Origin of the sequence: Pseudomonas sp. RIT-PI-r (genome assembly GCF_001297015.1) — a bacterium.
Taxonomy (GTDB): domain Bacteria; phylum Pseudomonadota; class Gammaproteobacteria; order Pseudomonadales; family Pseudomonadaceae; genus Aquipseudomonas.
Window position 1 is genome coordinate 337,828 of the sequence record NZ_LIGE01000025.1, and the last position, 20,457, is coordinate 358,284.

Consider the following 20,457-nt stretch of genomic DNA (forward strand, 5'->3'; position numbering starts at 1 on the left):
ACGATGACTACGCGCTCTTTGATTATTCTTGATGGTGTCGGTATTCGGCAGGCTACTGAATCGAATGCTTTCGCCGCAGCAAAAAAGCCGACGTTTGATGCGCTGCTCAAGCGTTTCGCCCACAGCGAGATCGCGACGTCAGGTCTTGCTGTTGGACTGCCCGAAGGTCAGATGGGGAACTCCGAGGTTGGCCACATGAACCTCGGCGCGGGGCGGGTGGTGTACCAGAGCCTGACCCGAATTGATAAAGCACTCGCAGACGGCGATTTTTCACAAAACCCGGCATTGCAGACGCTGCTCCAAGGTGTGAAGCGTCGCGATGGCGCTGTGCACGTGATGGGGCTTCTGTCTCCGGGCGGTGTGCATGGCCATATCGATCAGATTATTGCCGCTTGTGGTTGCCTGATTGAACATGGGATCGAGAAGGTCTATGTGCATGGCTTTCTTGATGGCCGAGACACGCCACCCAAGAGCGCTTCAGCTTCGCTAGAGTCTCTGGAACGCGCGTTCGATCGTTTCGGCGCTGGACGGATTGTTTCGCTGGTGGGTCGCTACTACGCAATGGATCGAGACAACCGCTGGCCGCGGGTCGAATCGGCCTACCGTCTGATTGTTGCCGGTAAAGCCGAACACCAGGCCGAAACGGCTTCTGATGCATTGTTAGCCGCCTACGAACGGGGGGAGTCGGATGAGTTCGTCAAACCCACCTCCATCGGAGAATCCATCAGTGTCGGTGCCGATGACGCGATGATTTTCATGAACTTTCGCCCTGATCGGGCGCGAGAGTTGACCCAAGCATTTATCCAGCCGGATTTCGGGGCGTTCGAGCGCCCCTTTGTAGTGGGCAAGGATCGCTTCCTGACCTTGACTCAGTATTCCGAATCGTTGGATTGCTTGTGCGCGTTCCCGCCTGAAACCATTCACAACAGCTTGGGGGAGCATCTGGCCAGTCTAGGCAAGACGCAATTGCGCATTGCTGAAACCGAGAAGTACGCCCACGTAACATTCTTTTTCAACGGCGGCAGGGAGCAGCCTTTTGAGGGCGAAGAGCGGATCCTGATTCCGTCGCCCGATGTGGCCTCCTACGATCTGCAGCCTGAGATGAGCGCACCTTTGTTGACTGACAAGCTGGTCAACGCCATCGCTGGTGGCACGTTCGACCTGATTGTTTGCAACTATGCCAACGGCGATATGGTGGGACACACAGGCTCTTTCGACGCTGCAGTCAGGGCGGTTGAAGTGCTCGATGAATGCCTGCGTCGGGTCGTTGAGGCCACTCTCGATGCCGGTGGTGAATGCCTGATCACTGCCGACCACGGCAATGTCGAACAAATGCTCGACGCGGAATCCGGCCAGGCGCACACGGCGCACACCTTGAATCCCGTGCCGTTGATTCTAGTCAGTGAGCAGCCTGGTCGAGGCGGGCTCAAGAATGGTCGCTTGTGCGATATCGCTCCAACCCTGTTACAGATGTTGAGTTTGCCTGTTCCGTCCGAGATGGGTGGCGGCTCGCTTCTAACCGTCTGATTGGCTGTCAGGTGCCATCAGTGCATCGCCGTACCGACGATTGGTTTGGTCGCCCCCGTCGAGGCGATGCGGCTTACCACGACTCGCTCATTTGAGCACCCGGGCATCGCCGATTTTGGTGATGCCTTTTTTTCTGAGCAATCGAGAGTTTTGAAGTTATGGAATGGTTTTTCAATCCAGAAATCTGGATCGCGTTTTTTACCCTGACAGTGCTGGAAATTGTGTTGGGGATCGACAACATCATCATGATTTCGATTTTGGTCAGCCGCATGCCCAAGGCGATGCAGCCCAAAACTCGTTTCTTCGGCCTGGCGCTGGCCATGGTTACTCGCATTCTTTTGCTGCTGTCCATCACGTGGATTATGCAGTTGACTACTGACCTGTTTCACGTGTTCGATCAGGGCGTTTCCGGTCGTGACCTGATACTGTTTTTCGGCGGACTGTTCCTGCTGTGGAAAAGCAGCAGCGAAATTTTCCAGGAGCTGGAAGGTGGCGAAGAAGGAGAGTCAGAGTTCGGTAAAAAGGGAGCTGGCTTTTTGAGCACCATCATTCAGATTGCGATTATTGATATTGTCTTCTCGCTGGACTCGGTTATCACCGCGGTCGGCATGGTTTCCCATGTGCCGGTGATGGTGGCTGCGATCGTTGTTGCGGTGCTGATCATGATGCTGGCGGCAGGGGCGATCAGCGCGTTCATCGACAAGCATCCGAGCCTGAAAATGCTCGCCTTGGCATTCTTGATTGTCGTAGGTGTTGTACTGATTGCCGATGCAATGGGACAGCATGTACCAAAGGGCTATGTGTATTTTGCAATGGCATTCTCGCTGGCCGTCGAGGCCTTAAACATTCGCTTCAGAACGTTGAAGGCTGCGTAGACGAATGAAGGGCGGGGCAGGGATGCCCCGCTGTAGCGCGGTCTTCAGGCCGAATTCTCCGTGACCAACGCTGGATCATGAACTCAACGCAGATACCGCACCATTCGTGGTATCACCGTCGGAAAGCATCTGCTTTAAACGGTCACGCTCTTCGAATCCAGGCAGAACGCCTGCGGTCGTGGCCACCATGACCGTGATTCCGTGTGTGTTGATTACGGTAACTTCGGCTTTTGCGTGACCACGTTCATCAATGCTGGCAATAAGCCAATGACAGGTGATCTGCTCTCCTGGGTAAACCGGCTGTTTGAATTCAAAACTCATACTCTTGGCCAACCAACCGATCTGTCCGCCGATTTCGGTGACGAGGCTCGCGGTCAGGAGGCCATGGGCAATAGGCCTCCTGAATCCGCGAAGAGTCGCGTAGCGAACGTCACAGTGCACCGGGTTGTAGTCCCGGGAAATTAGCGCGAACTGGCGAACGTCTTCTTCTGAGAAACAACGAACAACGGTAAAGCTGTCTCCGACTTGTAGACCTTCTGCTGCACGTTCTCTGGGGCTTTTCATGGCAGATCCCTACGCTAGAAAGTGTGCTCGGGACCAGGAAAGGTCCCCGTCTCTACATCGCGAGCAAAATCCTGTGCTGCTGTGTGAAGAACTGAACGCAGATCGGCGTACTGCTTGACGAAGCGAGGCAGCCGACCTGTACGAAGTCCCGCCATGTCCTGCCAGACCAGTACTTGTGCATCACACTGGTTTCCCGCGCCGATGCCTACTGTCGGAATCGAAACCGCTTCCGTTATTGCCCGCCCCACATCGCCCGGGACCATCTCGATCAAAATTGCGAACGCGCCTGCGGCTTCAAACGCTTTGGCGCTTGCGATCAAGCGCTGTGCATCTTCGCCGCGTCCCTGGACACGATAGCCGCCCAATTGATGTTCGAATTGTGGCGTGAAGCCGATGTGGGCCATGACCGGTATGCCTGACCTCGTCAGCTTCTCGACCTGAGGCAGCATCTCGATGCCACCTTCCAGTTTGACCGCGTGGGCACCGGCTTCTTTCATAAACCGCACGGCGGTATGAAAACATTGCTCTGCCGAGGCCTGATAAGAGCCGAAAGGTAGATCGGCAATCACCAGCGCACTCTGAGTAGAGCGACTGACTGCACGAACCAATGGGATCAGGTCATCAACCGTAATGGCTAACGTCGACTCATTGCCGTAGACATTGTTGGAGGCTGAATCCCCCACCAGCAGAACTGGTATGCCTGCCTCTTCGAAAATGGCTGCGCTGTACATGTCGTACGCAGTGAGCATTGCCCATTTCCGGCCTTCGGTTTTCATCCGTTTCAGATGCGGGATACGCACTCGGTTGGTCGGTTGCGCGTTAAGTGTGCAGCCATAAGGAGCAGGTTGATCGCTCATGATCATTGTCTCGATTTACGATTTGGATTAACCAAGCATCTGCTCGATCAGCAGAATGCTCGCGATGATGATCATGGTTGCCCCAGAGAAGCGACTGACGAACATAGCCGCTGCCGGCCGTGTATGCAGAACCGCCTGAGAGCCGAAACCAACTATAAGATAAACCACGCCGCAACTGATCGTATGAACCAACCCCAGGGCCATCATCTGTAGCGGTACGGGCCAAGGCGCAGAGGCGTGAGCAAATTGCGGCAGTAACGCCAGGAACAGCAGGAATACTTTTGGATTGAGTCCGCTCACGCAGAGCCCTTTGATCGCCCAACGCGCCCAAGAGTTTGAAGCCTGAATATCATCGGCATGCGGTGTAGAGGGGCGAACGAGCATGTTGATACCAAGCCACAGTAGATACGCCGCCCCGGCCACCGTTAGCACCGTCAAGGCAAAAGGATGGCTGGCTACCAACGTGCCAACACCCGCAGCCACGACGATCGTTGCGATCAGGTGGCCGGACAAAAGGCCGCCGATGGCGGGTATGACGACCCGGCCTTTTAATCCGGCGGAAATAGCGTAGGCCCAATCTGCGCCAGGGGTTATCACAAACAAAATCGACACCGCCCAAAAGGCTATGAACGCACTGAGGTTCATGGTGCCACCTGCTTGTTTCGTTGAAAGGTCATCGTCCTGCTCCGGAAAAGGATGCGAGGAAGAATAATGAAATGCTGTTAGAATTTACTTTCAAATTTGCCCACAACAAGAGCTTAAATAGGGAGAAAATTCCAAATGGACCGGACTGATCGAAAGATTCTTTCTGAATTACAAAAGGATGGTCGACTCTCGGTCACTGAACTGGCCGAACGTGTCGGCCTGAGCCTTTCGCCTTGCCATCGCCGCGTCCGAGCGCTGGAAGAGTCGGGAGTACTGCTGGGCTACCGGGCGCAACTGGACCCAGGCGCGCTGGGTCTCAATTTTTCTGCCATGGTGTTTGCGACGCTTCGTGAGGGTGACAGGCAAGCCGTTGACGCTTTCGAAACCGCTCTCGTTGAAATTCCCCAGATAGTCGACGCTCAACGGCTATTTGGAGAGCCAGACTACTTGCTTCACGTCATCACACAAGACCTGCCGGCTTTTCAACGACTCTACGATGAAAGTCTGTCGACCTTACCAAACGTCCAGCGATTGACGTCTACACTCGTCATGAAGCGGGTCGTGCAGGATCGACCGTTGCCTCTGTAGTACGAAGCTCAACCGGAAATCGTCCTGACTAACTATTCGACCATCCGCCCCCCAGTGCGAACATCAGATTGGCGTTGCCCTGCAGCCGACGAGTTTCGATAATTTGTAGTGCCTGCTGAGCCTGTAAGGCAGCGGTTTGGGCGGTCACGACATTTAAATAGCTCACCGCACCGGCTTGGTAGCTATCAGTCGCAATTTTTTCGGCGATGCGAGCGGCGTTGAAGCTGTCTTGCTCATCCTTGGCTTGCAGCTGCAAGTCGCGTAACTGGCCCAGGCTGTCTTCCACTTCTCGGACCGCCTGTAACACCTGTTCGTGATAATGAGCAGCGGCTTCGTCAAATTGCGCTTTAGCCTGGGCTTCCTGACTGTTACGTCGTCCGCCATCAAAGAGTGGAAGGCTGATCAGCGGACCGAGCGCCCAGTATCGATTGGCCGCCGAGAGCAAGTTGCCCTCGCCTTGAGTTTGCCCTCCCAACAGCGCAGTGAGACTGAAGTCCGGATACCATGCGGCGCGAACCACGCCGATGTTGGCATTGGCGGCAAACATTCTGCGCTCCGCACCCGCGATATCCGGTCGGCGTTGCAGCAGTGAACTGGGCAAACTGTCAGGGAGCGTAGGCAAGACTATAGGATGCGGATCCTCGGCCAGTCGGAAGTTGCTGGGCAACTCGCCTACCAGTTCGGCAATGGCGTGCTCTCCCAGATTGCGTTGAGCACAGACGTCATCCATTTGCGTCTTGGCTTGCGCCAGTTGGGATTGCGCACGTGCCATGTCCAGTTCGGATGCAATCTGCCCCTGAAATCGGTCACGCGTCAGTTGCACGGCCTTGCCATAGGCGTCCAGCGATTGCATGAGTATTTCCTTTTGCGCATCCAGTCCGCGTACCTGCAGGTATAGCGTCGTTAACTGATGTTGAAGGCTCAATCGTGCCGCAGCGAGGTCATCGGCAGAAGCCTGGGTCTGAGCATCGCCGGCGGCAATCTGGTTGCGAATCCCGCCCCATAGGTCAAGGTCGAAATCCAAGCTCAGGCCGGTGGTGTTGCTGTTATAGACCGAAGTTTGAGAGTCACCTCGCAACGGTCGGTGATCCGATTGACGCTGACGCAATGACTGCGCACTGGCGCTAATCTGCGGAAACAGCCCGGCATGTAACTGACTGGCGTAGGCCTGGGCGGCGTCGAAGCGGGCTAGGGCGGCCGTGAGGCTCGGATTGGCCTTAAGCAATTGTTGCTGCAATTCGTCCAGGCGTGAATCCTGGTACTGCTCCCACCAATGGCTCTGCAGTTTGTCCGCAGGTTGTGCGGGCTGCCACGCCCCGCTGCCGGACTGTTCGCGATAATGATCCGGCATGGGCTCGAATGGCGCTTTGTAGTTGGGCGCCATTGAGCAACCTTGCAGCATCAAACTCAGTGCGAAAGATAGCGCCGAAAAACGCACAACTCGATTATGCATTGGGGACATGTGAATCTCCTGCACCTGCCAACTCGACAAGGTCGTTTTCTTTGAGCGCATCGGGAGGATTGTCGATCACTTGGTCGGTTGATTTCAGGCCTTGGTCAATGACCAGGCGATCACCCAGATCCAGATCGATGTGAACCGTGCGCATATGTACGTGGCGGGTTTCATCAAGCACTGCTACCTGCGTGCCTTGAGCACGGAAGATCAACGCACTTGAAGGGATGTTCACACTTTTGGTATTTGCAGCGATCTTGACAGTCGCTTCTGCGAAGTCACCTGGCAGTAGCGCGCCGTCTGGATTATCGGTGACGAACTGTGCCAGCAACGTACCGGAACGCGGATCAATTGCTGTGGAGTCACCAATCAAATGCGCAGAAAACTGCTGCGTCGGGTGTTCGGGGACAGTCAATTGAACTTGGAGGCCGGGCGCAATGGCGCTGGCGTAGCTCTGTGGAACCGGTACATAGAGTCGCAAGCGGCGGGTATCAGCGATGTTGAACAACGCCACGGTGCCGGCGGCATCCGCGTTGATTAGCTGGCCGATGTCTGTATTGCGTGCGGTGATGGTGCCAGAGAATGGCGCGCGTATGGTCTTGTACGCTGCAAGATCCTGAAGCCGCTGATAGTCGGCACGGGCAGCCTGCAGATCAGCTTTGGCGGCCATGGCGTTGGAAACTTTTTCATCGACGTCCTGGCGGGACACCGAATGGGTGACAAGTAGGTCCTGCCAGCGTTTAGCTGTAGTCAGCGCTAGACGTTCAGTAGCCTCTTGCTGTCGCAAATGAGCACGCGTTTGCGCTAACTGCTGGTCGAGTTCCGGGCTGTCGATTTCCGCCAGCACTTCGCCTGCCTGGACTTGACTGCCGATATCGACTTTCCAGTCCTTGAGGTATCCGCTGACTCGGGCATTGATCGGCGCTTTGCTCCAGGCCTCCAGACGTGCCGGCAACCGCAAAGCATCGCCTTGAACGTTGTGTTCGGGCTGGACGCAAGCAACGATCGGCAGGGCTTGTCGTTCGGTCCAGCCGACCACTGAACGCTCCATACCGGCGCGGGCGGCCATGCCATAGGCTACTAGTACCGCCGCCAAAGTCAGGCCGCCAATGCCAATCAGTACCCGGCGCTTTCGGTTCAACGGTTGTTCAGACGACATGGGATGCTTCTCCAATGACAGCTCGAGGAATTGAGTGGCGGTGCACTAGGCTAAAGACTGCTGGAACGAAGAGTAGGGTCGCCGTAGTGGCGAGGATCAGGCCACCGATGACAGCGCGGCCCAATGGAGCGTTCTGCTCTTGCGACAATGCCAGTGGCAGCATGCCGATAATCATCGCCAATGCAGTCATGCATACCGGCCGAAAGCGAGTGCAGCCGGCTTCAAGTGCAGCTTTCAGAGCATCGCCGTGTACTGCCAGACGTTCCCTGCAAAAGCTCACCACCAGAATAGAGTTTGCAGTCGCGACACCCATGCACAGAATCGCCCCGGTCAATGCTGGAACTGACAATGTCGTATGACTAAGGAACAGCATCCACACAATTCCGGCCAACGCTGCTGGTAGGGCAGTGATGATCACGAACGGATCGACCCAGGACTGGAAGTTGACAACGATCAGCAAGTAAATCAACACAACAGCCCCGACCAGCCCCAGGCTCAAGCCGCTGAATGCCTCGTGCAACGCATCGATTTGCCCATGCAGGCTGTAAGACGTGCCTTTTGGACGAATGTTAGCGGCATCATCGAGCACCTTTTGAATGTCACTGGCGACGCTGCCCAAATCACGTCCTTGCACGCTGGCATAGATGTCCAGCGTCGGCATGATGTTGTAATGGCTGATGACGGCGGCGCTGTTGACGCGTTTGATGGTCGCCAGGCCGCCGAGGATTGCTGTTTGACCATTGCTTCCGGTAATCGGCAGTGCTTCTAGGTTCGGCAGGTTATCAAGGCGATATTGAGGCGTGGCGGCGACTACGGCGTATGAAACGCCGCTCTTCGGGTTCAGCCAGTATGTTGGCGCCACTTGCGAAGTCCCGGCCAGAGACGCGCCAAGACTCGTAGTCACATCGTGCTCGGTAATGCCTAGTTGCTTGGCCCGCAACCGATCAACATCTACCTGTAAGGACGGATAACCGGTGGACTGCTGAATTCGTAGGTCAGCAATGCCGGGGACGTGGGCTATACGTCGTTGAAGCTCCAGTGCAAAAGCTCGGTTGGCGGCGCCATCTGGACCGGAGATCTTCACGTCAAGCGGTGCGGGCGCTCCGAAGTTAAGGATCTGACTGCTGATGTCCGCGGGCATAAATGCGAACTCACTCCCGGGAAAACTCTTGGGAAGCACTTCACGCAGGCGTTTGACATAGTCAGCCGTCGGCGTATGGCCTGGCTTGAGCGATATCTGAATATCACCGTCCTGCGGCCCGGTGGTGCCGCTACTGCTATAGGCCATGTCGATGCCGCTTAGCGGAATGCCGATGTTGTCGATGATCGTATCGAGCTGTTCCTCCGGGATAATTTCGCGAATCCTTTTTTCGACGCGATCAAAAGCCGCCGCACTTTCTTCAATACGCGTACCTAGAGGCAGGCGTACATGGAGTGCCAGAGCTCCCGCATCAGTGGCCGGGAAAAAGTCTTCGCCCAAGGTTGGCTGTAAGAGGAAACTGGCTAATACGCACGCGAGGAAACCAGCTAAAAAAGTCTTGCGATTAGCCAGCGCCAGCATCAGCAGGCGTTGGTACGCATCACGAACCACCGAGAAACCGTGCTCAAAATGTTGCTGAAAGTACAGTGCTCCACGCAGCAAAGTATTGCGTTGGCGTTCATGACGATCACCTTCGTGGTGATTGAGAAAGATGTCATCTGGATGGGCGCCCGCGCCTTGCTCCAGCGTATGTGGTTTGAGCAGGAACATTGCCAAGGTCGGAACCAGCGTTCGTGAGAGCAGGAAAGAACTCGCCATCGCGAAGATGACCGCCAGAGCCATTGGCCGAAACAGGAAGCCTGCAATGCCCTGCAGGAGGAACATTGGAACGAATACAATACAAATACACAGCAGCGAGACGAAAGCAGGCCCGACGATTTGCTTTGCTCCGTCGAGGATCGCCTTTCTCACCGACTTGCCTTGTTCCAGGTGCCAGTTGATGTTCTCAATGGTAACGGTGGCGTCATCCACCAAGATCCCGACTGCAAGGGCCAATCCACCGAGCGTCATGACATTAAGGGTTTGCCCGGTGACTGCCAGTAGAGCAATGGCTGATAACACCGCCAGTGGAATGGAGGCGGCGATAATCAGGGTGGAGCGCCAACTGCCAAGAAACAGCAGGATCATCACGCTGGTCAGTAAGGCAGCAATAATTCCTTCGCGAGCCACGCTGCTGATTGAGTCCTTGACGAAGGCCGAGGCGTCGCCCAACAGTGAAGTTTTCAACGCAGGGGGCAGGGTTTCGTTGATCAGAGGTAGCATGCTACGGATATCGTCGACGATCGATAGTGTTGAGGTGTTGCCATTCTTAAGGGCCGGCATCAGAACCGCCCGGCGACCGTCGACGCGTACGATATTCGTCTGCGGAGGTGAACCGTCCCGCACATGTGCAACCTGGCCGATGGTGATCAACGCACCATTGACAGCTTTAATGGGCAAGTCATTGAGTGCATCGATGGATTGCGGGCTGTTGTTGAGCAGCACGGTGTATTCGGTGCCACCCATCTTTTCCGTGCCCACTGGAATGATCTGATTTTGTGCAGCCAGCGCATTGCCCACGTCCTGAGCCGATAAACCTTTCGCAGCCAGCGCTTGTGGATCCAGATCAAGCGTAATTTGGCGTTGTTTTCCGCCCATTGGAGTAGGCAATGCAATGCCGGGAACCGAAGTCAGCGGGAGGCGAACGCTGTTTTGAACCAGATCGCGAATGTGTGCTTCCGACAACGTCCGGCTTGAAAATGCCATTTGCAGGATCGGTACTGTTGACGCGCTGTAGTTGAGGATCAACGGTGGAGTGATGCCCGCTGGCATCTGCTTGAGTACCGTCTGCGAAACTGCGGTGACTTGCGCGTTGGCAGTGCGAATATCTACCCCAGGCTGGAAGAAAATCTTAACTATTCCCATGCCAGGCAGCGATTGCGACTCGATATGCTCAATATCGTTAACGGTGGTGCTCAACGAGCGTTCGTAGGTGTAGATGACTCGACCGGCCATCGCATCCGGTGAGAGTCCGTTGTATTGCCAGACCACCGCCACCACCGGGATGCCTATATTGGGAAAAACGTCAGTGGGCGTGCGCATGGCGGCCAGTGGGCCGATGATACAAATGACAATTGCCACCACGATAAACGTGTATGGCTTGAGCAGTGCGGTCTTTACCAGCCCTAGCATGCCAGGAACCTCCAGTGTGGAATGCTGATAGTTTCGCTGTCATGACTTAAATTTTGGCTTGCAGGGAAATGAACTTAAATTTAGTGATTCGTTTAACTAAGTTTCACGGGGTTTCATTTGTCTGCGAATAGGTGCCTCGACAAGCTTATGCCCACCGGAAGTCCGGCTAACCGGGAATATTTTCCACTGTCGAGGTATGTACTGCATGTCATTCAATTCGCGTTTGCTGATCCCAATATTGACTCTGGCGGCGTTGCTCAGTGGCTGCGCCGGCCCCATGCCAAAGGCTGATCCGAGCAAGGCCTGGGTCTCCTTCAGAGAAGAGTCCCAAGGCTCCCTGCTGGCGGAAAAGCTCGATGGTCAACGCCTTAACGACGGCCGTTTTTTTGAAGTCCCTCCAGGGGCACACAGATTGGATGTAGCGCTGTTCACCAACGGGCCCGGCGATATCAATGAAGAGCAATGCTCGGCTCGAATAGACTTCGCAAACTTCCAGGCCGGAAAACACTACCGACTGGTGGAAAGCAACTTGGGTGAGGATTATCGGGCGAGGTTGTATGACGCAGCCGGACACCAGTTAGGCAAAACGCAAGAGTTCAACTGCCAGCCTGGGTGAGGCCATCGATTATCGTTGACAGGCCCATGAGCCTTGCTCATGGGCTTTTTGAAGTAGGTGGGACGCATCACGCAAGACGATGCTGAGCTACATCAACACGCCCATATGTCGGCACTCCAGCTTCATGTTGGCACCACCGGAGGGACTGGTGCCGATCTGTATTGTGAACCCGTGCAGGTCAACGATGGCAGCGACGATGGATAAGCCCAACCCGAAACCAGCTTGCTCCTGAGTCGCCTCGCAACGGTAAAACCGTCGAAATACTTTTTCTCGATCGGTTTCTGATATGCCGGGGCCATCGTCCTGCACTTCGATGACTGTGTTAACGCCATCAAATCTCGCAACAAGTGATACCGTACCTCCGCTTGGAGTGAATTTCAGGGCGTTGCTCAATAGATTGGCCAAGGCTTCAAAGAGCAGGGCACGATCCCCGATGATGGGGGGTAGCTCTGTATCCATTTTCATATTCAGTGTCAGGAGATTTTCCTCAGCCATCGGCAAATAGAACTCATGCAGTTCGTGCAACAAATGTTGGGTATGTAACTCAACAAAATCGGCGCGGCGGTTACGATCTTCCAGTTCGGAAATCTGTAGGAGAGCTCGAAAGCGTGCCATCAACATATCCGCCTCGCCGATAACCTTAGCCATCTGCATCGCAATCGTCGAACCCTCCATCGACTGCTGTTGGAGACGATAAAGTTGGGCTCGCAGTCGGGTAAGCGGGGTTCGCAAATCGTGGGCAATGCTGTCACAGGCACCTTTTACCTCGTGCATGAGTTTTTCGATTCGGTCGAGCATGGTGTTGACAATCACCGCAAGCATGTCCAGTTCATCACGTCGGTTTGACACGGGCAGGCGTCGGGTCATTTCGCCGGCGGCAATGGCTTCCACGCTGGTCTGAATGTGATGGATCCGTCGCAAGGGACGCCTTCGTAGCAGGCACCAACCTGCTGCTCCGGGAATAATGGTCAAGGAAATTGCCCAGAGTAATGCGTGCCAGATTATCGTGTTGACCGCGAACAGCGATCCGTTATCGCGCACCAACACTAGCAAGCGCCCGGCATCGGTCTGCATGGCCACCGCATCGCAACTACCGTGAGGCAAATCCGGATTATCGGACTGAGTACAGTTGGTCAGTTGGTGGATCTGACCGTCCATGGGCAGGTCCAGCGGGACACTGTTAATGGATCCCATCAGTGGCTTTTTATCTGCGTCGAACAGCCCATAGGCATCTACTGTCCGCACATCAAAAGTCATGCTGGTCGCCAAAGCCTCCTCCAGTTGTTCACCATGAAAACGCGCGAACAAATGCTGCCGTTGCATCAGCGACTGGCGCGACAGTGTGCTCAAGTAATCGGTGACCTCCCAATACAACACGCCCATCAGAATTGCACTCCATGCAACGAATAGAAAACTGTAAAGCGCCAACAAGCGACTGCTTGAAGAGCGCCAATCCTTAGAGGGGGGCAGCAATGACATAGCCTGATCCTCTGACGGTCCTGATCAAGGCTGGAAGGCCGGGCGCATCGACTTTTTTGCGCAGGCGCCCGATATGTACATCGATCAGGTTGGTGCCTGGGTCGAAGTGATAACCCCAGACCTCTTCGAAAATCATTATGCGGGTTAGGATCTGCCCGCTATTACGCATCAGGAATTCCAGCAGCTTGTACTCAGTAGGCAGCAGATTGAGCGGGTGATCAGCGCGTCGGGCTTCGCGCGAGATCAGATTCAATTCCAGGTCTGCCAATTGCAATACGGTCTGTGCTGGGTGGCCTGGATTGCTGCGGCGTAGCAGTACCTCAACACGGGCGGCCATCTCGTCGGACGCGAAGGGTTTTGACATATAGTCGTCTCCACCTGCGCGTAGCCCTCGCACCCGTTCGTCAACATCGGAGAGGGCGCTGATCATCAGAATAGGCGTCGAAATACCCAGCGCGCGCAAGGTGGTGACAATGGTGAGTCCGTTCACTTCTGGCAGCATGCGATCGACCGTAATCAAGTCGTAATCACCGCTCACTGCACGCACCAGACCCTCTCGGCCGTTGTTCACCCAATCAACCTCGAGGCCGTGGTCCCTCAGTTCGGCAACGATTTCTTCGGCGGTAACCGCATCATCTTCAATGGTTAAAATACGGGTCATACAGAGTCCTTGGTAGGCAAACGCGCGCAGTTTGCCTTCAGGTAAATGTCTGTTCTTTAACTAATTTTTTAGATAGACATGCAGACGGCTATTGGCAGGGGTCATCCACAATGGTGTGCCAACGTGCGCTGTAACACCGCTTGTTGCTGTTTGGTCGAACCCTACGACATGTGCTGATCAGGAATTTCGGCCAGTTAAAATGAGGAAAAGAGCCAAAAATAAGGGGATGAATGAATTTTAATGTTACAAAATTGTACGTCGCTACCATGAAGTGCAATATTATGGCGCCTCACGTTCTCCTGCTCTATGAGGTACCCATGTCTGACGATCGTTTTCAGATCAGCCGCAGGCAGCTATTAGGCGCTGGTGCGCTGATCGCAGTCAGCTCCTCGTTTGCCAATGCGGCAACGATTCTTGGCGGAAGTCCGCTACCGTGGGCACCCGATGCTGCTGCCCCTCCTAAGAACATTGACCCGCACAATTGGACGTTTTTTTCCGAGCGTGAGCGTGTCCAAGTTGAAGCGCTCGTCGAGACCTTGATTCCAGCCGATCAATTGAGCCCAAGCGGTAAAGACGCGGGCTGCGCGGTGTATATCGACAGGCAGATGTCTGGCCCTCAAGGGCAGGGGGCACGCCTTTATCTGCAAGGACCGTTTGCGAAAGGATTACCAACGCAAGGTCCGCAATCAGCAATGACTCCGGCAGAACAAATGCGCGTCGGGTTGGCTGCGCTGGAATGGCACTGCGTGTCGGCATTTTCCGGCAGACGCTTTGCTGAGCTTTCGGTTGAAGAGCGCGAGTCTGTCCTGCATGGACTGGAGGACGGACACATTGATCTGCCCAATGACGTCGATGGAAAGGCTTTTTTCGACGTATTTCTTTCGAGGACGATGGAAGGCTTCTTCGCTGATCCGATCTACGGCGGAAACCGCGACATGGTGAGCTGGACGATGCTCGGCTATCCGGGCGCACGTTATGACTATCTGGATTGGATTGATCGCCACAACGAAACCTACCCCCATCCTCCTGTAAGCATCTCCGGTCGCCCTGACTGGAAGGTTAAAGCCTGATCATGATCAAAAAACTACCAAAAAAAGATGTGGCTATCGTTGGGCTGGGCTGGTGCGGTTCGATCATGGCGATCGAAATGGCGGAGGCGGGCTTGGACGTCATTGCATTTGAACGGGGCCCTTGGCGCGATACAGCGACCGACTTCAACGTCGGTTATGTTCAGGATGAACTGCGTTATGTGATCCAGCAGGAGCTGATGATCACGGCGGCCGAAGACACTTATACGTTTCGAAATGCAGCGCACCAGACAGCGTTGCCAATTCGTGAGTACGGTTCCTTTTTGCTGGGAACCGGAGTCGGAGGATCAGGTGCGCATTGGAGTGGCTTGACCTGGCGCTACAACCCTACTGACTTCCAGTTGCGCAGCCATCTGACAGAGCGCTACGGCGCACACTCGATACCAAAAGACTTGCTCATTCGTGATTGGGGGGTGACGTATAGCGAACTTGAGCCGTACTACGACAAGTTCGAAAAAATGGCCGGTATTGGCGGCAAAGCTGGCATTTTGAACGGCGTTTATCAGGAAGGGGGCAATCCATTTGAAGGCAACCGCTCCAGCGAGTTTCCGCTGCCACCGATGCCGATGACCTATGCGCCCACCTTGTTTGCTGAAGCCGCAAAAAACCTGGGCATGCGCCCCTTTCCGACACCTAGCGGTAATGCTTCTGCGGTTTACACCAATCCGTATGGCGTCACCATGGGGCCCTGCACCTATTGTGGTTACTGCTCACGCTGCGGCTGCGCGAACTACTCTAAGGCCACACCGCAAACCAACATCATTCCGGCGCTGATGCGTAAACCCAATTTTACCGCCCAAGTGCAGTCCGAGGTTTTGCGGGTTCAGATGGATGTTTCAGGCAAGCGCGCCACTGGCGTGATCTACGTCGATTCCACAGGCCAGCAGTACGAGCAACCGGCAGATCTGGTTATCTTGACCGCTTTCTCTGTACCTAATGTCCGTCTGCTGTTCGCTTCTGGGATTGGTCAAGCCTACGATCCGGTTACCGAGAAAGGACTGATCGGCAAAAACTATGCGTATCAGACCAACTCCAGCGTTCAACTGTTTTTCAATAACAAAAACTTTAACCCTTTCATTGCAGGCGGTGGTGTCGGCCAGGCTTGTGACGAATTTAACGGCGACAACTTTGACCACTCGGGCCTCGGTTTCTTTGGTGGCGCGTGCATCATGTCAAACGTGACCAGTGGCTGGCCCATCAGTAATCGCATGACACCGCCCGGCACTCCTCGCTGGGGCAAGAAGTGGAAGCAGGCGACCAAAGACAATTACCTCAGCACTACAGTGGTGCGCACCCAGGGCAGTTCCTATCCCACGCGCGCGAATTATTTGGGGGTCGATCCGACCTACAAGGATCGGCATGGTCGCAACATGATGCAATTGACATTCGACTTCCCTGAGAACGATTTAAGGATGTCAGCCTTCGTGACTGATAAGGCTGCCGAGGTAGCGCGCGCCATGGGCCCGAAACAGATCGTCGCTAAGGCGCCAAAAGGACCGTACAACATCGTACCGTTTCAAAGCACTCACAACACCGGCGGCGCAATCATGGGTGATAACCCGCGCGACAGTGTGGTGAACAAATACCTTCAATGCTGGGACGTACCTAACTTGTTTGTAATCGGCGGCTCGGCTTTTCCACAAAATGCCGGTTATAACCCGACCGCAACGGTGGGTGCTTTGGCTTATTGGGCGGCGAATGCCATTCGCAATCAGTACTTGAAAAACCCTGGCCCACTGGTGCAAGCATGAATAAGGCAGCAGTGACAGCTATGTGTGGGGCGCTGATACTGTCGCCCCTGGCAGACGCGGCGAACACATTTTTCCCGGATATTGAAAAAGGGCGCTACCTGACAACCGTTGGAGACTGTGCTGCGTGTCATACAGTGGAAAACGGGCCGAGCATGGCGGGTGGGCGGGCTATCGAGACACCATTTGGCAAGCTGGTTGCGCCTAACTTGACGCCTGATCGTGAGACTGGCATTGGTGCCTGGACGGATGATCAATTTGTCCGGGCGCTTCAGCAAGGTATCGGTCATGAAGGCGAGTATCTGTATGGCGCGTTTCCATACACGGCATACACCAAGGTAAAGCGTGACGATCTACTGGCCATCAGGGCGTATCTGGCTACGTTGCCAACCGTTCACAACAAGGTCGTCGCCAATCAGTTACCTTTCCCATTCAACATCAGAACAAGCCTTATGGGCTGGAACATGATGTTCTTCACTCTTGGAGAGTTTCAGCCTGATCCGGCCAAAACGAAAAAGTGGAACCGTGGCGCCTATCTTGCCGAAGGCTTGGCGCATTGCGGCACCTGCCATAACTCCAAGAATTTCCTCGGCGGCGACACCTCGGATGGTCATTTGAAAGGCTATACGCTGCAGGGGTGGGTAGCACCTGCGATCACGGGTGATGACTACCGTGGCATCGGTTTATGGAGTGAGGAGGAGATCGCCGAATATCTGAAGACTGGTCGTAACCGCCATGCTGCAGCGTCCGGACCAATGGCGGAAGTGGTCACCAACTCCACGCAGTTTATGGAGAACACCGATCTGCTCGCGATCGCGAATTACCTCAAGGATCAAAAATCAGATCTGCAACGGCCGCCGAAACTTGACGCCCAAGACCCTCGTATGGTCGCCGGTAAGGCACTTTATACTGATAACTGTTCGGCGTGTCACATGAGTAACGGCGAGGGCGTGGCAAAGCTCTTTCCATCGCTGAAGAACTCGGGATCAGTATTGGCAGAGGACCCGACTACGGTGATTCGTGTGATCTTGCAGGGAGCTCAGGCTGTTGCCACTGATGCTGCTCCGACAGGTCCGTCCATGCCGTCTTTCGGGTGGCGGCTGGATGATACTCAGGTCGCGGCATTGGCTACTTATCTGAGAAATACCTGGGGTAATGCTGCAGAAGAGGTCTCTACTGCGACTGTCAAAACTCAAAGGATGGATCTGGCTTCAAAACCCTAGCGGAGTACGCGGACAAGGCTGAGCATGAATGTGCAGTGCTCAGCCTTGATCGCCTGTTTAGATATCCATCCAGAGCAGTGCTTTCTTTTCGTCGTCCATTTCATACTTGCGGACGAACTCAAGCTTGCCGTCCTGCTTGATCCTGAAAATGGCCAAGTTGGAACGAACCTTTTTCAATGTCTTGCCATCTTTCACCCACAGGGTCTTCTGATTCGCCACCACCAGCAGTTTGCCTGACGGATCAACCTTCATCGTCCGTCCTTCTATACCTTGGCCGTCAATGATCTGAATCAGTCGCGGTTCACCTGTTCGGGCATCAATTTTGTAAACCGCGACGTTGTTTTCACCGCCGGCACTGACCTGTTTTCCATCTTGCTCAACCGTGGCGTCTGCACGGTTGGTCACGTATAGGTATTGACCATTAGGATTGATTTGGATTACCCCGCCGCGTTGACGAGTTGTCTGAAGGTTGGCCTTGTTTTGAAGGGTTTCTTTACGGAATGCGGGTTTTGCAGCAAGAGTTCCATTACTTTCCAGCGGGTACATGTACAACTTGCTGCCGCGCTCCATGGACACATAGACCCAGGGCTTGCTCGGGTGATACGCCAGATGGCGAGGACCAATACCCGTTTCGATGGAGTCGGTCAGGAGTTTTGACAGGTGGCCCTGTTCATCAATCGTGAACGTGTTGACGCTACCCGGCTGATCCGGGACGTTGGCTACCGCATCATTGCCACGCGCCAGCGCGATCACCGTCTTGTCGCCAGGCGTGAAGGTTACCTGATGGGTAAAGATACCGGCTTGCGGCACCTGATGTTGGGCTACGGCAGGGCTAACGCTGCCATCTTCATTGATCGGGTGAACACTTAGAGTGGCTGACTGGTTATAGGCCACCACCGCAAAATGGTTTAGATGATCGAGCCCCACATTGATCGGGCGTTCCGGTAACGCGATAGCAGCACCGAACTGTTTGAGTTCGCCGGTCTTGAGATCGATCCGGTAGCTGCTCAGCACATGGGTATCACCCTTGGCGCCAAGAGTACCGTTCCCGGCATTACTGGAGACAACGTAAAGAATGTCGCCGGCATTATTTTTTACTGCGAATTGGACGTTGGCCGGTGCAAGGGTCTCACTCAGGTAAGTGAGCGATGCGTTGTCAGGGTCAATGCTGTAACCCAGTAATTTCTCTCCCACGCTGGCGTAGAGTAAATGCGCCTCAATGGGGGGCGAGGTGGATGAAGTGTTTGCCAAAGCGATGGTAGGGATAACAGCAGCAAGGAACAGAACGCGAAACGTCTTTTTCATAGTGACTTCTGCGATTTGTGGTGTGGTTATGGTAGGGAGGAGGGCAGGCAGCAACATTTCCCCAAATGACCGAATAGCGTGGGACGGTGCAGGGCAATGGGCTGCCATTACAATGGTTTTCAAAATCCGTAGAGGCGTGCCGGGTTATCAACCAGGATTTTGTTCACGTCGTCCTCGGATCGGGCCCAAACGCTGAGCAGGTCCATCATGCCCGCGTCATCAGGCATGGGTTGATGCTTGGACTGCAGGCTGGGATGAGGCCAGTCGGAGCCCCAAATCACCCTGTTTGGTGCAAGCTCGATCATGGTTTGCGCGAGCGATTTGACATCGTCGTAAGCCGGCCCACCCAACACTGAATCCTGATACGCGCCCGAGATCTTGACCCAGGCACGGTCCTGGTTCACAAGGTCTGCAATGAGTGCATAGGCGGGATGATTGATGCCAGCCGGATGGGGTATTCGCCCAAAATGGTCGAAGACAATCTGAACGGGTAGATCGGCCAAGATTTCTTTCATCCCCAGCAGTTCATCAGCGCGCATGTGAATCTCTATATGCCAGCCCAGATCCGCGATCCGTTGTGCCAACGGCTTGATCATCTCGGGGGTAGTCACGCTTGCTACGCCCAAATTGAATCGCAGACCGCGTACCCCGGCTGCTTCCAGCCTTTTCAGTTCGCCTGACTCGACAGTGTCATCGACCACCGCAATTCCTCGTGAGCTGGAACCAAGCTGGGAAAGAGCGGCCACCAGACAACGGTTGTCAGTACCGTAGGAGGACGGTTGGATTGCCACGCTGCGCGTCAGACGCAGTCGTGAGCGCAATTTAAGGTAATCCGCGACGCTTGCTGTAGGCAGGTTTCGATCATCAATGTATGGGTAGGCTCTGTCATAGATATGATGGTGGCAGTCGCACGCCAAGTGAGGCACCTTGAGCATTGGCGATTCAGAGCCCTCGCTGAACGGATATAACGCGCCTGCATTGCTGAACGAGGCGAAAGACACTGCCAGACCTGCGCCTGCAACTGTCGTCATGGTTTTTACAAACCTACGCCGACTCATTTCCATACTGTTCATTTTTTTCCTTGTTATCAGTAGGTTGAATACTGTTACGGATGATCTGATTTACTGAATGCTGCGACCCTCCACCCAATAAATATTTGCACTTAAATAAGCAATCTAAAAACAGCATTTTTTTCGGTTTTCGAATTTATTCTTTACCTAATCACATTGGATTCAATGGTTTTTGATCGGCTGCCGTAGCTCAGGTGTTGCAAGGTATTTCTGGATAACAGGTTTGAAGAATCGCATATTGGCGCGATAAAATTCAATATAAAATCATGACCGAATTGAGGGTTTCATCTTCGGCGTGGCGAGTCACGTTGCGGGTCGGTTCAGAGGGGCGGGGAGTGAAGGTACCGTTATAGCAAACACGCCGCTTCACAGGATGCGGCGCTGTCAT

General features: G+C 54.5%; 17 protein-coding genes. 7 read left to right on the forward strand and 10 right to left on the reverse strand.

What is annotated here, in order from left to right:
* Nucleotides 1-3: 3 nt before the first annotated feature.
* Both gpmI and AK821_RS13390 read left to right on the forward strand, forming a co-directional pair.
* Nucleotides 4-1,527, forward strand: a complete 1,524-nt coding sequence (gene gpmI / locus AK821_RS13385) for a 2,3-bisphosphoglycerate-independent phosphoglycerate mutase (protein WP_064390083.1) — start codon at nt 4-6, stop codon at nt 1,525-1,527.
* Between the two features lie 158 nt (nt 1,528-1,685).
* On the forward strand, nt 1,686-2,402 hold the full coding sequence (locus tag AK821_RS13390) for a TerC family protein (protein ID WP_064390084.1): 717 nt from the start codon (nt 1,686-1,688) through the stop codon (nt 2,400-2,402).
* A 75-nt stretch (nt 2,403-2,477) separates the two neighbouring features.
* Here the strand turns inward: AK821_RS13390 and AK821_RS13395 are convergent, their stop codons facing one another.
* From AK821_RS13395 to AK821_RS13405, 3 genes are read right to left on the reverse strand one after another with little or no spacing between them, the layout of a single operon-like run.
* On the reverse strand, nt 2,478-2,966 hold the full coding sequence (locus tag AK821_RS13395; protein WP_064390085.1) for a MaoC family dehydratase: 489 nt from the start codon (nt 2,964-2,966) through the stop codon (nt 2,478-2,480).
* A gap of 14 nt (nt 2,967-2,980) precedes the next feature.
* A complete protein-coding gene (gene panB / locus AK821_RS13400; protein WP_064390086.1) occupies nt 2,981-3,823 on the reverse strand; it encodes a 3-methyl-2-oxobutanoate hydroxymethyltransferase in 843 nt (280 codons plus the stop codon).
* Between the two features lie 27 nt (nt 3,824-3,850).
* Nucleotides 3,851-4,468, reverse strand: coding sequence for a LysE family translocator (locus AK821_RS13405; RefSeq protein WP_064390087.1), 618 nt, complete (start codon nt 4,466-4,468; stop codon nt 3,851-3,853).
* Between the two features lie 135 nt (nt 4,469-4,603).
* Here AK821_RS13405 and AK821_RS13410 point away from each other — a divergent pair, with 135 nt between their 5' ends.
* Nucleotides 4,604-5,056, forward strand: coding sequence for an Lrp/AsnC family transcriptional regulator (locus tag AK821_RS13410; RefSeq protein ID WP_064390088.1), 453 nt, complete (start codon nt 4,604-4,606; stop codon nt 5,054-5,056).
* A 28-nt stretch (nt 5,057-5,084) separates the two neighbouring features.
* Here AK821_RS13410 and AK821_RS13415 read toward each other — a convergent pair whose 3' ends face one another.
* Genes AK821_RS13415 through AK821_RS13425 form a run of 3 tightly spaced genes read right to left on the reverse strand, consistent with a single transcriptional unit; the run spans nt 5,085 to nt 10,879 of the window.
* Nucleotides 5,085-6,518 carry an efflux transporter outer membrane subunit gene (locus tag AK821_RS13415; RefSeq protein ID WP_064390089.1) on the reverse strand — a complete coding sequence of 478 codons (1,434 nt, stop codon included), beginning with the start codon at nt 6,516-6,518 and terminating at the stop codon, nt 5,085-5,087.
* Nucleotides 6,502-7,668 (reverse strand): efflux RND transporter periplasmic adaptor subunit, encoded by a 1,167-nt coding sequence (locus AK821_RS13420; protein ID WP_064390090.1) that lies wholly within the window; start codon nt 7,666-7,668, stop codon nt 6,502-6,504. The genes AK821_RS13415 and AK821_RS13420 overlap by 17 nt, the downstream gene beginning before the upstream one ends.
* On the reverse strand, nt 7,658-10,879 hold the full coding sequence (locus AK821_RS13425; protein WP_064390091.1) for an efflux RND transporter permease subunit: 3,222 nt from the start codon (nt 10,877-10,879) through the stop codon (nt 7,658-7,660). Before AK821_RS13425 ends, AK821_RS13420 begins: the two co-directional genes overlap by 11 nt.
* Nucleotides 10,880-11,084: 205 nt before the next feature.
* On the opposite strand from AK821_RS13425, the gene AK821_RS13430 reads away from it, so the two are divergent.
* Nucleotides 11,085-11,495, forward strand: coding sequence for a PA0061/PA0062 family lipoprotein (locus AK821_RS13430; RefSeq protein ID WP_064390092.1), 411 nt, complete (start codon nt 11,085-11,087; stop codon nt 11,493-11,495).
* A gap of 87 nt (nt 11,496-11,582) precedes the next feature.
* Here AK821_RS13430 and AK821_RS13435 read toward each other — a convergent pair whose 3' ends face one another.
* On the reverse strand, nt 11,583-12,974 hold the full coding sequence (locus AK821_RS13435; protein ID WP_064390093.1) for a sensor histidine kinase: 1,392 nt from the start codon (nt 12,972-12,974) through the stop codon (nt 11,583-11,585).
* On the reverse strand, nt 12,952-13,635 hold the full coding sequence (locus tag AK821_RS13440) for a response regulator transcription factor (protein ID WP_064390094.1): 684 nt from the start codon (nt 13,633-13,635) through the stop codon (nt 12,952-12,954). The genes AK821_RS13435 and AK821_RS13440 overlap by 23 nt, the downstream gene beginning before the upstream one ends.
* A gap of 317 nt (nt 13,636-13,952) precedes the next feature.
* Between AK821_RS13440 and AK821_RS13445 the strand changes: the two genes are divergently transcribed.
* From AK821_RS13445 to AK821_RS13455, 3 genes are read left to right on the forward strand one after another with little or no spacing between them, the layout of a single operon-like run.
* A complete protein-coding gene (locus tag AK821_RS13445) occupies nt 13,953-14,705 on the forward strand; it encodes a gluconate 2-dehydrogenase subunit 3 family protein (RefSeq protein ID WP_064390705.1) in 753 nt (250 codons plus the stop codon).
* Between the two features lie 2 nt (nt 14,706-14,707).
* Complete coding sequence (locus AK821_RS13450) at nt 14,708-16,474, forward strand: GMC family oxidoreductase (protein ID WP_064390095.1); 1,767 nt, start codon at nt 14,708-14,710, stop codon at nt 16,472-16,474.
* Entirely contained in the window at nt 16,471-17,694 is a 1,224-nt protein-coding gene (locus tag AK821_RS13455) for a c-type cytochrome (protein ID WP_064390096.1), read from the forward strand. Before AK821_RS13450 ends, AK821_RS13455 begins: the two co-directional genes overlap by 4 nt.
* A 57-nt stretch (nt 17,695-17,751) precedes the next feature.
* On the opposite strand, the gene AK821_RS13460 is transcribed toward AK821_RS13455, so the two are convergent.
* Together AK821_RS13460 and AK821_RS13465 are read right to left on the reverse strand one after the other, a co-directional pair.
* The gene (locus AK821_RS13460; protein WP_161806651.1) at nt 17,752-18,999 is read right to left on the reverse strand and encodes a lactonase family protein; all 1,248 of its coding nucleotides are present in this window, start codon (nt 18,997-18,999) and stop codon (nt 17,752-17,754) included.
* Between the two features lie 119 nt (nt 19,000-19,118).
* The gene (locus tag AK821_RS13465) at nt 19,119-20,072 is read right to left on the reverse strand and encodes an amidohydrolase family protein (protein ID WP_064390098.1); all 954 of its coding nucleotides are present in this window, start codon (nt 20,070-20,072) and stop codon (nt 19,119-19,121) included.
* Between the last annotated feature and the right edge of the window lie 385 nt (nt 20,073-20,457).